The organism is Pedobacter indicus (assembly GCF_003449035.1).
Taxonomy (GTDB): domain Bacteria; phylum Bacteroidota; class Bacteroidia; order Sphingobacteriales; family Sphingobacteriaceae; genus Albibacterium; species Albibacterium indicum.
Map to the genome: position 1 here is coordinate 76327 of NZ_QRGB01000001.1, position 12883 is coordinate 89209.

The 12883-nt window shown below is 43.3% G+C and carries 10 protein-coding genes; 6 read left to right on the top strand and 4 right to left on the bottom strand.

The window, feature by feature from the left end; all coding sequences use genetic code 11:
- Positions 1-1164 precede the first annotated feature (1164 nt).
- Positions 1165-4017: a TolB family protein gene (locus D3P12_RS00395; protein WP_118193126.1), complete on the top strand. Its 2853-nt coding sequence runs from the start codon at positions 1165-1167 to the stop codon at positions 4015-4017.
- Between the two features lie 65 nt (positions 4018-4082).
- A complete protein-coding gene (locus D3P12_RS00400) occupies positions 4083-4373 on the top strand; it encodes a LapA family protein (protein ID WP_157970231.1) in 291 nt (96 codons plus the stop codon).
- A 54-nt stretch (positions 4374-4427) separates the two neighbouring features.
- Here D3P12_RS00400 and D3P12_RS00405 read toward each other — a convergent pair whose 3' ends face one another.
- Complete coding sequence (locus tag D3P12_RS00405) at positions 4428-5252, bottom strand: alpha/beta hydrolase (RefSeq protein WP_118193128.1); 825 nt, start codon at positions 5250-5252, stop codon at positions 4428-4430.
- Between the two features lie 47 nt (positions 5253-5299).
- The gene (locus D3P12_RS00410) at positions 5300-6241 is read right to left on the bottom strand and encodes a hypothetical protein (protein WP_118193129.1); all 942 of its coding nucleotides are present in this window, start codon (positions 6239-6241) and stop codon (positions 5300-5302) included.
- Between the two features lie 90 nt (positions 6242-6331).
- On the opposite strand from D3P12_RS00410, the gene D3P12_RS00415 reads away from it, so the two are divergent.
- Positions 6332-7630 carry a (Fe-S)-binding protein gene (locus D3P12_RS00415; RefSeq protein WP_118193130.1) on the top strand — a complete coding sequence of 433 codons (1299 nt, stop codon included), beginning with the start codon at positions 6332-6334 and terminating at the stop codon, positions 7628-7630.
- A gap of 32 nt (positions 7631-7662) precedes the next feature.
- Complete coding sequence (locus D3P12_RS00420) at positions 7663-8454, top strand: (Fe-S)-binding protein (RefSeq protein ID WP_118193131.1); 792 nt, start codon at positions 7663-7665, stop codon at positions 8452-8454.
- 40 nt (positions 8455-8494) lie between these two features.
- Here the strand turns inward: D3P12_RS00420 and D3P12_RS00425 are convergent, their stop codons facing one another.
- Together D3P12_RS00425 and D3P12_RS00430 are read right to left on the bottom strand one after the other, a co-directional pair.
- Entirely contained in the window at positions 8495-8998 is a 504-nt protein-coding gene (locus tag D3P12_RS00425) for an OmpA family protein (RefSeq protein WP_118193132.1), read from the bottom strand.
- 119 nt (positions 8999-9117) lie between these two features.
- Complete coding sequence (locus D3P12_RS00430) at positions 9118-10350, bottom strand: NADP-dependent isocitrate dehydrogenase (protein ID WP_205941043.1); 1233 nt, start codon at positions 10348-10350, stop codon at positions 9118-9120.
- A 386-nt stretch (positions 10351-10736) separates the two neighbouring features.
- On the opposite strand from D3P12_RS00430, the gene D3P12_RS00435 reads away from it, so the two are divergent.
- Both D3P12_RS00435 and hutU read left to right on the top strand, forming a co-directional pair.
- Positions 10737-11150 (top strand): hypothetical protein, encoded by a 414-nt coding sequence (locus D3P12_RS00435; RefSeq protein WP_118193133.1) that lies wholly within the window; start codon positions 10737-10739, stop codon positions 11148-11150.
- A gap of 59 nt (positions 11151-11209) precedes the next feature.
- The gene (gene hutU / locus D3P12_RS00440; RefSeq protein ID WP_118193134.1) at positions 11210-12883 is read left to right on the top strand and encodes a urocanate hydratase; all 1674 of its coding nucleotides are present in this window, start codon (positions 11210-11212) and stop codon (positions 12881-12883) included.

Sequence of the window (12883 nt, forward strand, 5' to 3'; positions counted from 1 at the left end):
AAACATTGAGTTCCCACACAACATATACCGAACTAAAAACCTCCCTTAGTGTATAAATCAAGATGCGCAGACATTGGTTTTCTTACCGAAAATCAAACAGATTCCGCACAACACCCAACTACCAGAAAACCATCCTTAAAGCAACAAAAATATCATGCAAACAACTTTAAGATCAACGTTCTTTTTTACACGAAGCACCCGGAAGTTTAAAGGGATCACCCGAAATATTAGCAATCCAATATCCCGCTCCTCCACTCCGATCATGACGGAAAAATACTCATGTAGATTCGTAAAAAAATCAACTTACAAGACGCCAACTAGCGTCTTATATCGTCCAACTCCGAGTCAATTTCAAGTCCGCCGATAGACATTTACACATCAAAAAACCAAGGCCAATCTCAGGCACTTTGAACATAAATCAGGCCCAAAAATAAAGATCACAAAACAGGCTAACTCAAAACGCCCCAATGCTACAGAAGTGCACGGGTTCAGAATTCCTAACAGAAAGAATACCATTACTCCTCAACATGTCCGGAAGAAAGCGCTCCCAAGATATCACAATTTTCATCGGATATTTCTAGAAACAGCAGCTACAATCAACATAAAGATTGCACAAGTGAAAAGCAGCTCACAAAGACTACCGAAATAAAAATCAGCCATTATGACAGCTAAGATTTTACTTAGTTCCCAAGGTTTGCTCCGATCTCAACCAGATCATATCATTCCACTTCACATATCATTCCGCGACAAGCTCATAATTTTTCAAACCAGCCAGAGACTTCCAACCAAGAAAAACAGGAAAATTAAAATTTGTACTTTTTGAAGATTCCCGTCTTTCCCAGGAAAAGACTCTCAGTTTTAAAAATCAGCTTATAAAAACTAAGCTGTCGGAAACTAAAAAACTATTTTTTTATTCATGATGATTATTCAAAAAACATAGTGTACTTTCGAAGGAAAATAATTGAATCGACAAAAACACATACTTGATGTAAATTTTGTTAATTAAACCAATAGACAGAAACTCATAAAACATCGATTGTTACAATTCGTTATAAAACTATAAACTACTATAAATCAGACAAAAATATAAACAACATAAACTATAAATTAACATTACATCGACCTCAATATTCATTTTTACGCTAAATATTTTAGCATACAGCAATGAAGATATATACAAATACACATAAACAATTATTAATCAAACTATTATACACATTACTGTTAAGTATTTCTTTTTCACCTGTCTCGGCACAGCTCATCAGCTCCGACCAAGCTCCACCTAGTGTAAAGTGGGAACAAATAAATGAGCCCAGCTTCAACCTCATCTACCCTACTGAGCTCCGCGATCTCGCAGAACAAACAGCAATCGTCCTAAAAACCAACATCAGATCGATAAGTCACACCCTTGGTATTAAACCAAGAAAAATAAACATCATCCTTCAGAACCGAACTTTAGAAGCCAATGGCTATGTACAGCTCGCCCCGCGCAAGTCGGAATTCTACACCACTCCCCCACAGGGAGGCGACCCAGTAGATTGGATCACCACGCTAGCAGTACATGAGTACCGACATGTAGTTCAGTTTGACAAACTGACAGGTAGCATTAAATTCCCCTTCGAAGAATTAGGTCTAGCTTTCTTTGGCGTTGCCCTACCCTCGTGGTTCTATGAGGGCGATGCAGTTCTTACTGAAACACGTTTCACCAAAGGTGGAAGAGGCGTCATCCCCTCGTGGGAGATGAACTTTCGCGCAAACCTTCTTGAGGACAAAAACTACAGCTATCAGAAAGACTACTTGGGGTCCTATAAAGACATCACCCCCGGCTACTATCAACTGGGGTACTTTATGACTACCAAGCTTCATAGAGACTATGGAGACAGCATCACCAACAGGCTGCTCAGCCGCATTGCCAAAAACCCCATCAGGCCCTATAATTTCTCCCGGTCCTTAAAGAAAATAACCGGCTACAATACCAAACAATGGCACCAACAAACAGTCGATGAACTGAGGGATTTATGGCAGGCTCAATCTTCATCCCTATCAATCAAAGAATACACGAAGCAAGCTGTTCCCTCATCGAAGTTCCCGACCAGCTACTACTACCCACAAGCCTCCGACAATGGGGTCATTTACGCTATCAAGGAATCCCCACTTCGTGTAAATTCTATCATACAATTAAAAGACGGTAAGGAGACTGTCGAAGTCGTTAAAACAGGCAGGCAGAACAGCCCTTACTTCTCGTATGCTGCTGAACAATTTGTATGGAATGAAATCCGCGAAGACCCACGCTTCAAATTAAGGAGTTACTCGGTTATTCACTATTACGATTTATCGACTAAACGTCGGTGGAAAATCACAAAAAAGAGCAGGCTTTTCTCCCCTTCCTTAAGCAAGGACGCAACCAAGATTGCCGCGATTGAAATCGACCTAAAAAATGAAAACTACCTCGTCGTAATCGACACCGAAACCGGCAATGAAATAAACCGCATTCCCTCACCGGGCGACCGTAATCTTTCCCATCCTTCTTTCCAACCAGACGGCAGTCATATTTTAGTCGTAGGCAGGAACAGCGAAGGCTCATCCATCATCGAATTTTCACTTGCTAATAAAAGTAGCAGGATATTATTAGACCATCAGATTCAGGAGATAGCTGACCCCTCATATACTGGCGATGGGATTCTCTTCAAAGCCCATTATAACGGGATTGATAATCTCTATTTATTAAACCCAGAGACCGGTGAAATCCGCCAGCTAACATCGGTTCGATACGGCGCTTTCAACCCTTCGTACCAAGCCGAGGACAACAAAATATTTTTTAGCAACTATACAGGTAGGAACTATGAGATTCAAAGTCTCTATTTAGACACGCTGCACAGTCGTGATATTAGAGATATCGAGAATTCCTTTATCAGCTATTTTAAGCCCCTCTCAGACACGATCAACTTACCACGCGCGCATAGTCTCGATAGCACGCGCAAATTTCAACACAAAGCCTATAAAGAGATCGCACATCTCTTTAACTTTCACAGCATCTCCATTAACGATGGGGAATATGATAATCTCACCGAGTACAAACCGGGTTTATTTTTCTTGTCAAACAACATCATGAATACCCTGGCGGTAAAAGTTGGAGGTACCTTTGATCCTGATATCCATGCGTTGAACTTTCAAACCGAATTTGCCTATAACCGGTATTACCCTAAATTTTCAGCAGCTTACCACAACAGAGAACAGCTGGCCAATGTACGACACCCCCAAAGCAAAGAAATATACCCGGCACGGTGGCGTGAACATTACAGTCAGTTCCAAGTTCAATTCCCTTTTTCCATCAACCGCCTGAACTACAACTACAACATCAACCTCGGAATTGCAAGCTCCTACACCCATCGGTACGGTATCAACAGACCCGATTTTCAGAATGTTCTAATCAAGCATATCGAGTTTCCACTTCATTACCAGGTCTCGCTTGGCAGAAATGCCCGGCGGGCACAGCTTGATCTGGCCCCTCGTTGGGGACAGAACATCTCTTTAAACTATCGGCACCTGCCCTTTTCCCACCTTACAGGGACGCGACTAGCTTTGCAGTCGACATTCTACTTTCCAGGCCTGGCAACGAACCACTCAACTCAGCTACGTTTCAACATGCAGGAAAGGAGCGGCGTATTTGCATACGAGAACATCATCCCCATGGTCAGCGGTTTCGATCAACTCACGCCGACGCAACCTTCCAATACCTTATTTCTCAACTATAAGCTCCCGATTGCTTATCCTGATTTTGACATCGGCCCGCTGGCTTATGTTAAAAGCTTCAAAGCCAACCTTTTTGCCGATTTTGAAGATATTGGAGTCGGCAACCAGCCAAAACCGCGAACTTACGGCGTGCAACTGCTCGCCGACGTCAATTTCTTCCGTTTCGTTTTACCGGAGTTTGAATTAGGGCTGAAAGGCATCGCTGTAAACGAAAACAACCCGAAGAAATTTATTTTACAGTACAGTCTGAGTTATTCTTATTAGATTATTTATCTTTATCTATCGATAACGATTTATCTTTAGTATAAAGAACCAAACCGAACCCTGCCATGAGAGCAAAAACCATTTTCATCATTATCATGACCGTATTGGTAACCATCATCTTAATGAACAATACGGACACCGTCACATTTTGGATCTTTGGGGATGTACAAATTCCCAAACTAGCAATCTTAGGCGTCCTGTTTGCGCTTGGCTTCTTGTTAGGTTTTCTGGCCAGGGGAAAAAGAAAGCGAGTAGAGCAGGAATTCACCATCCAGAAGAGTACGGAACCGGCTATAGGTTACGGCGATGACACGTCTTCAGATGACGATTTCGCTGATCAAAATTACATCCGCTAGCCTGCCAGTCGCCCACCGGCAAACCAGTTCATCACCCCAATAGCCTAACCGTATTTAATCTGCCGACGTGGCCTTTTCGAAATAACGATGCATAAACAGCGCTTGGTAATGGATCGCTTCTGTCCAATAATCCCAATTATGCGCACCAGGTCTTACAATGTAACTATGCGGGATATTGCGAGCCAATAGCTTGTCGTGCAAACTTTCATTAACCTGATAGAAAAAATCTTCTGTACCACAATCAATCAGCAGCTCCAACGATCCAGGCGTTAACAGGTGAACCTGATTAACAACTGTATGCTTCTCCCAACGATCGGGGTTTTCTGCATAACTTCCCAGTCGTTTTGCCATATCCCAGCGCAGAGGAAACGGACGGATATCAACCCCGCCAGACATACTGCCACCTGCTCCAAAAACATCTTGATGCCTCATCGCTAGGTAAAGAGCGCCGTGTCCTCCCATACTTAAACCTGTTATACCACGCGCTGTCCGATCCTTCCGGGTTTTCAATTCGCCGTCTACCCAGGCGATCAGCTCTTTCGCAACAAAAGTTTCATACTGAAAGGAAGAATCCTCCTCACTATCCCAATACCAGCTACCAACGCCTCCATCCGGACAAACGACGATCATCGAATACCGATCCGCCAAAGCCTTTAGTTCCGGTGCCCGATTAACCCAGTCTGCATAATTACCACCATAACCATGAAGAAGGTATAAAACCGGAAAATCGGCTTCCTCCTCATAGCTTTCTGGCAAAATCGTAACTGTCTTGATGTTTTTATTCATCGCCTTACTATAGACCTCCACGGTGTCAACTTCCGCAGAGAACACGACACCGGACAACAAGACAAATGAGAGTATCAGATAAATCTTTTTCATAATCAGATAAGTGGTTAAATAGTTATAATGGTATCAAATTAACAAAATTAAGGAACCCCTTTCACGTGGAGCATAATTAACGTGCTATGCGGCATCCCTAAAGTCGTTCCAGGCTTTATTTCCATCAGGTTGTGCAGATACACGTCAATGATTCCCTGAAGCACCCGCTTACGGGACTCTTCAAATTCGGGACTTGTAACAAATTTACCTACACGCATTTTTCCATACTCATCAACAAGCACCGAAAAGGAATAATAAAACTCTTTATAAACATCTTTAATCTCAATATCAAACTCCGGATACAAGTACCGGTAAGCGGCCGTCTTTCCAAGTTCTTCACCCTCGTCATATTCATAACGTTCTACCGTCAGATTCCCGTCGATACTCGTCAGCTCCACACCGTGCCTGGCTGAAAAAGCACTGTCGATCGACTCCGGGTTGCGATTGGCGCGCTCTACCCGCTCACGGATAAATGCGGTATCTGCTTTGCTAGGTTTCCTTAGCTCATCGATCGTTGTCTTCAGTGAGTCTTTGATAAAGCGCTCTGAATAAAATTTCATATAAACATTCGAACGTGGTTCTTTCACACGCAAGCCTTGTACAGCCAAACGCTGAAACAACAGACTATCCGTGTCCAAACTTTTTACCCGAAACCACTCCGTTCCAAAATGGAAAATCGAATCATGGTCATAATAGATCGGGAATCGAATCATGGAGTCTACATCCGTACTATAAATCAGTACCGTATCATTATTTACGAATCGTATATGCCAAATAGGTTCCTGCTGAAAGCCGATGGTGTCAAAAGAAAGACCGTTATCAAACGCCCGTCTGGCCTCAAAGAAATCCGTTCCCGCAATCGGTGCGAAAGGCGGTCGTTTACCATCCCTATTCCCTTTTGACGGGACGCTACAAGCCGAAAAAAGAACAATAATAAATAGAATCGAAGAAAAAACGCAGGATAAGACTGAAGGGCTTTTTGTTTGCATACGAAGCAAATATATTCAATTCATCAGTTATTTGGTAGCTAATATAGCATTAATCCATATATTTGAACATCAAACTATAACCACATAAACATGCTAAGTCAAATCATTTTTACGATTTTGCTTTTGGGGGCAATCGCTTTGTTCACCATCAATGTTCGTAAAATAATACGTAATATTAAATTAGGGAGAAGCGAAGACCGAAGCGATCGGCCTGCCGAGCGACTGAGAACGATGCTTTTGGTGGCCTTTGGTCAGAAAAAAATGTTTAAACGCCCGATTCCGGCACTCCTCCATCTTTTTGTATACCTGGGTTTTGTAATTATCAACATCGAAATGCTGGAGATCGTTATTGACGGTCTGGCAGGTACGCACCGTGTTTTCAGTGGGATGGGTACTTTTTATAATTTTCTGATCGCCAGTTTCGAGTGGCTGGCCTTAGCTGTGCTCCTCGGTTGTGTTATCTTTTTGCTCCGCCGCAATATTGTACGCGTAAAACGCTTCTTCGGAACGGAAATGACATCCTGGCCAAAAACAGACGCCAACCTGATCCTGATTATGGAAATCTTGTTGATGTCTGCTTTTCTCATCATGAATGCTGCAGATTACAAGCTGCAGCAGTTGGGCGCAGAACACTATACAGCGGCTGGCAGCTTTCCGGTAAGCAGCTTCCTTGTCAATATGCTCCCTGAAAATATCAGCAACCTTGTCCTAATCGAACGCGCCGCCTGGTGGTTCCATATTATTGGGGTTCTTATTTTTCTGAACTACCTGGTGGTTTCAAAACACCTGCATATCATATTGGCTTTCCCGAATACTTACTTTTCGAGATTAGAACCGAAAGGGAAATTCCCGTTGATGGAAAGTGTGACGACCGAAGTAAAAGCGATGCTTGACCCGAGTTTTACGCCTCCGCCCCCTTCAGAAGAACCCATGCGATTTGGGTCAAAAGACGTTAGCGACCTAAGCTGGAAAAGTCTTCTCGACGCCTATACCTGCACCGAGTGCGGACGCTGCACATCGGTTTGCCCTGCCAACATCACCGGCAAACTTCTTTCACCGCGAAAGATCATGATGGATACACGCGACCGGCTAACAGAGGTAGGTAAGAACATCGATAAGAACGGGTCCTTTCAGCCTGATGAAAAGAGCCTTCTGGACAACTATATCACCCAAGAGGAACTTTGGGCCTGTACCACCTGCAATGCCTGCGTAGAGGCATGCCCGGTTAACATTGATCCGCTGAAGATCATTATGGAGCTACGGCAATATGCTGTAATGGAGGAATCACAAGCGCCTGCACCTATCAATGCCATGTTCGGAAATGTTGAGAACAACGGTGCTCCGTGGAAGTATTCACCTTCCGACCGGGCTAACTGGGCGAAAGCATAATTAATATTAATTTGAGTTTAACGAAAGAAGACATGACAGACCTACATATACCAACCGTGGCCGAACTAAGTGCGAAAGGCGAAATCCCCGACATTCTATTCTGGGTGGGGTGCATGGGAAGCTACGATGAACGAGCACAACGCATAACAAAAGACATATGCAAAATCCTGCAGCATGTAGGGTTAAAATACGCCATCCTAGGCGAAGAGGAAAGCTGCACAGGCGACCCCGCCAAGCGGGCCGGAAATGAATTTCTATTCCAGATGCAGGCCATGATGAACATCCAGGTACTTGATGGCTACCAGATCAAGAAAATCGTAACCGCCTGCCCACATTGTTTCAATACCATTAAAAACGAGTATCCGGCTTTGGGCGGACATTATGAAACAATCCATCATACCCAGCTGATCCAGGAGCTGATCGATAGCGGAAAGCTGAAAGCCGAAGGAGGAGAATCGTTTAAGGGCAAACGCATCACTTATCACGATCCTTGTTATTTAGGTCGGGCTAACGGAGTTTATGAAGCACCGAGGAAAGCACTGGAAACACTGGATGCCGATCTGATTGAAATGCGCCGCTGTAAGAGCAATGGATTATGTTGTGGGGCTGGCGGAGCTCAAATGTTTAAAGAGCCTGAGAAAGGGAAAAAAGACATCAATGTTGAGCGTACCGAAGAAATACTTGAAACAAAGGCACAGGTAGTAGCCTCTTCTTGTCCGTTCTGTATGACCATGCTTCGCGATGGAGTGAAGCATTTTGAGAAGGAAAAAGAAATCGACGTGCTCGATATAGCTGAAATTACTGCACGTGCTAATGGTTTGTAAACCCAGCACGTGCAGATCTCACACGTTCAAAAATTAAAATCTAATCCAAGATGGTTATCTCAACGCGGCGGTTTTGTTGACGGCCTTCCTTGGTTTTATTGGTAGCTACTGGTTTCTCCAACCCATATCCTGCTGTCGAGATACGGCTGGCTGAAATACCAGAGTTAGCTAAAAAATCTTTTACAGAGGTAGCACGTTTGTCTGAGAGCCATTTATTATACTCTGCGGTTCCGGTAGCGTCAGTATGCCCATCTACCTGGATGTTGGCATTCGGATAATCCGCAACGGTTTCAACAAAGCGCAGTAAGTCTTGCTTAGCTTGTTCTGTCAAATAAGAAGAGTTTGTAGGGAATAATACATCCGACTCAAAAGTCATCATCAAACCACGGTCTGTTTGGGTTAGGTTATCCGATCGAGAGCCTTCTACTGTCTTACCATTGTATGTTACCACTGCTCCGTCTTTAATTTGCATCTGCTTACTGGAACAAGAGAACAACACCAATGAAACAGCAATACAGATCACGCTTAGGGTATTTTTTTTCATCTGCTATACTTGTTTATAATATCCGATTCGAAATTAAGCAATTTTTAGACGAAAAACAGAATAAAAAAGAAAAGCTTCGACAAAACATCGAAGCTTTTCTTTTTTGAAGTAAAACCTAATTAATTACTCAATCTTTTCTTCAGATTTTCATCAATTGCAGCCAAGAAATCCTCAGTATTTAAATAATGTTCTTTCTCAACTTTACTACCGTGTATACACACCGCAAGGTCTTTCGTCATCTTACCACTTTCGACAGTTTCAATACATACCGCCTCAAGCGTATTGGCAAAGTCGATCAGTTCTTGGTTGTTATCTAATTTACCGCGGAAGGCTAAGCCACGTGTCCACGCAAAAATAGAAGCAATCGGGTTTGTAGACGTTGGATTACCTTTTTGATGTTCACGGTAGTGACGTGTAACGGTACCATGAGCCGCTTCAGCTTCCATTGTTTTACCGTCCGGAGTAATCAAGGTAGATGTCATCAGACCCAATGATCCAAAGCCTTGGGCTACCGTATCAGACTGTACATCACCGTCATAGTTCTTACATGCCCAAACGAAGTTGCCGTTCCACTTCAACGCAGCAGCAACCATATCATCGATTAAGCGGTGCTCGTATGTAATTCCTGCTTCGTCAAACTGAGCTTTGAACTCGTTTTGATATACTTCCTCGAAAATATCTTTGAAACGACCATCGTATTTCTTTAAGATGGTATTTTTAGTTGAAAGGTAAAGAGGCCATTTTTTGCTTAACGCTTGATTAAAGCAAGCACGTGCGAAACCGTAAATACTTTCGTCTGTGTTGTACATCGCCAAAGCAACGCCATCACCTTTAAAGTTGAACACTTCAAATTCTTGTGTATTTCCGTCTTCACCTTCAAACTTGATGGTTAATTTACCTTTCCCTTTGGTAAGAAAATCAGTAGCACGGTACTGGTCTCCGAATGCATGACGACCAATACAGATCGGCGCAGTCCAGTTAGGCACCAAGCGAGGAATGTTTTTGATAACGATCGGTTCGCGGAAAACGGTACCATCCAAAATATTACGGATTGTTCCGTTCGGAGAACGCCACATCTGCTTTAAACCAAATTCTTCAACGCGTGCCTCATCAGGAGTGATGGTTGCACATTTGATACCTACACCGTATTCTTTAATTGCATTGGCTGCATCGATCGTTACCTGATCATCGGTAGCGTCACGATGTTCCATACCCAAATCAAAATACTTGATATCAAGATCCAAATAGGATAAAATCAGTTTATCTTTAATAAATTTCCAGATGATGCGAGTCATCTCATCACCATCCAATTCAACTACTGGGTTTGCTACTTTAATTTTCTGTATTGACATATTATTAAAAAAAATTATTGACTTATTTTCAAAAGTCCCAAATATACAATTTTGATCGTACTTATTTTAACCTAATTCATTTATTAACATTCAGATGAACTTAATTTTTTAAAACCTGCGTTTACACTTGTTTTGTCTTTACAGGTAGTGCACTTGTTATTGACCCGTTACTAACCCGTATAAACAGTGATTTGTACGGGTTGGCAACGGGAGCACTACGGGTTCACAACGGGTTCATGTAAAACAAAGCCTAACGAATATGAACACAAAACGCTCAAAAATCATCTGCGTAATTTCAGTAGTCGATGTTAGCGGAGAGCGCATATTGCGCATATCAACTGAAACAATTTTTCTTTATCCAATGTTGCTTCTTAAAAGGAGGAATTATGTCAAAGCAAAAAAAACAATACGATAACCTACCAGAGGAAAACAAGTTTAATGAAGGGAAAGAGGAAGCTTCGCAAGACTTGAAATACAATGCAGAAGAAGATAGCTTTGAGCTGGATGTTCAGGGCGACGATGAAGATGACTATATCCATGAATCACCCTATGATACTGCTGCGGAAGATGGGGAAGATATGGATTCGGATTGGGACGAAGCAAATTTATCTGTTGGTGATGAATATGAGGATTTCAACGAAGAGGAAGAAGTAAAAGAATTGGGCATGCGCATTGACAAAGGAAAAATTGTCGAATTGGATGCGATGGATGAGAAGCTGGCTGAAACACCTGAAGATAAGCGTACGGACTTGGATGAAGAGGGTTATCCAAAACGGGATGCGGACGAAGAAGGTGAATAAAAGTTTGGGTATATTGGTTAATTTCTATAAATTTCCGACAAACCAAGCAGAACAATCTTATGAAGGTTTCCGATTTCCTAAATCAATATGCCAACCATCCGCATTATAAATCACCAACTGGAACAAAACTACATGCTAAGAGCTGGCAGACAGAGGCTCCGCTAAGGATGTTGTTAAATAATCTGGATGCTGAGGTTGCAGAGAACCCGGATGAATTGGTAGTCTATGGCGGAATCGGTCAGGCAGCCCGAAACCGGGAATCCCTTCAAAAAATTATAGAAATATTATTGGAGCTGGATAATGATCATTCACTATTGGTTCAATCGGGAAAACCGGTCGGCATTGTTCGCTCCCATCCAGCAGCTCCGCGTGTGTTGATTGCAAATAGTAACCTGGTGCCTCATTGGGCTACTTGGGATCATTTCAATGAGCTGCGGAGCAAAGGCTTGATGATGTATGGGCAAATGACTGCCGGAAGTTGGATTTACATTGGTACGCAGGGAATTTTACAGGGCACCTATGAGACCTTTATGGCTTGTGCACAAAAAGAATTTAACGGTGATTTGACTGGAAAGCTGATCGTCACAGCCGGATTAGGCGGAATGGGCGGTGCTCAGCCTTTGGCTGCTACCATGGCGGGGGCTGTTTTTCTTGGCGCCGATGTCGACCCTGAACGTATCAAAAAGCGCTTGGCAACCAAGTATATCGACCGCATGACCGATTCTTACGATGAAGCGATCCAATGGGTTAAAGAAGCCGTATCGGAACAAAAGCCATTGTCAGTTGGCTTGGTTAGCGATGCGGGCGATCTACTTGAAAAATTATTGGCCGATAATCTTATCCCGGATATCTTAACCGATCAAACTTCTGCTCATGATCCGCTCAATGGTTATGTGCCTCATGGGATGAGTCTGAAAGAAGCCGAGCAACTTAGGGAACAAGACCCGAAATCTTATCAAGAAAAAAGCATACAGAGCATGGCCCGGCATGTTAACTTGATGTTGGACTTACAGCAAAGAGGTGCAGTTACGTTTGATTATGGAAATAATTTGAGGGAGTTTGCTCTCCAAGGGGGCGTAAAGGATGCTTTTGACTTCCCCGGTTTTACACCCGCATATTTGCGACCGCTATTTTGTGAGGGCAAAGGACCGTTCCGATGGGCGGCTTTGTCCGGAGACCCAGAAGACATTTATGTAACCGACCGGGCCCTTATGGAAGCATTTCCAGAGAATAAACCGCTAATTAAATGGCTGGAAATGGCGCAGGAAAAAGTAGCTTTTCAGGGTCTCCCCTGTCGTATCTGCTGGCTAGGAATGGGCGAGCGTGAGAAGGCAGGAAAGATATTTAACAATTTAGTAAGATCCGGCAAAGTAAAAGCACCCATTGTGATCGGTCGTGATCACCTAGATTGTGGTTCCGTCGCTTCACCTAACCGGGAAACAGAAGGCATGCTGGATGGTTCCGATGCGGTGTCCGACTGGCCTCTATTAAATTTAATGAGTAATGCAGTTGGCGGAGCAACCTGGATTTCCTTTCATCACGGCGGAGGTGTCGGCATTGGTTATTCTCAGCACGCTGGGATGGTCGTGCTTGCTGACGGAACGGATCGTGCGGAAAAATGTTTGGAAAGGGTTTTGTATAATGATCCCGCAATGGGCGTGTTCCGCCATACCGATGCTGGGTATGATCAAGCTAGTCGCTGGGCAGATAAGTTTGACTTGAAAGTTTGGTAG

What these genes read in the sequence shown, in the direction of transcription:
- D3P12_RS00395 (WP_118193126.1), top strand. Translation starts at nt 1,165, where the DNA reads ATGAAGATATATACAAATACACATAAACAATTATTAATCAAACTATTA.
- D3P12_RS00400 (WP_157970231.1), top strand. Translation starts at nt 4,083, where the DNA reads ATGAGAGCAAAAACCATTTTCATCATTATCATGACCGTATTGGTAACC.
- D3P12_RS00405 (WP_118193128.1), bottom strand. Translation starts at nt 5,252, where the DNA reads ATGAAAAAGATTTATCTGATACTCTCATTTGTCTTGTTGTCCGGTGTC.
- D3P12_RS00410 (WP_118193129.1), bottom strand. Translation starts at nt 6,241, where the DNA reads ATGCAAACAAAAAGCCCTTCAGTCTTATCCTGCGTTTTTTCTTCGATT.
- D3P12_RS00415 (WP_118193130.1), top strand. Translation starts at nt 6,332, where the DNA reads ATGCTAAGTCAAATCATTTTTACGATTTTGCTTTTGGGGGCAATCGCT.
- D3P12_RS00420 (WP_118193131.1), top strand. Translation starts at nt 7,663, where the DNA reads ATGACAGACCTACATATACCAACCGTGGCCGAACTAAGTGCGAAAGGC.
- D3P12_RS00425 (WP_118193132.1), bottom strand. Translation starts at nt 8,998, where the DNA reads ATGAAAAAAAATACCCTAAGCGTGATCTGTATTGCTGTTTCATTGGTG.
- D3P12_RS00430 (WP_205941043.1), bottom strand. Translation starts at nt 10,350, where the DNA reads ATGTCAATACAGAAAATTAAAGTAGCAAACCCAGTAGTTGAATTGGAT.
- D3P12_RS00435 (WP_118193133.1), top strand. Translation starts at nt 10,737, where the DNA reads ATGTCAAAGCAAAAAAAACAATACGATAACCTACCAGAGGAAAACAAG.
- hutU (WP_118193134.1), top strand. Translation starts at nt 11,210, where the DNA reads ATGAAGGTTTCCGATTTCCTAAATCAATATGCCAACCATCCGCATTAT.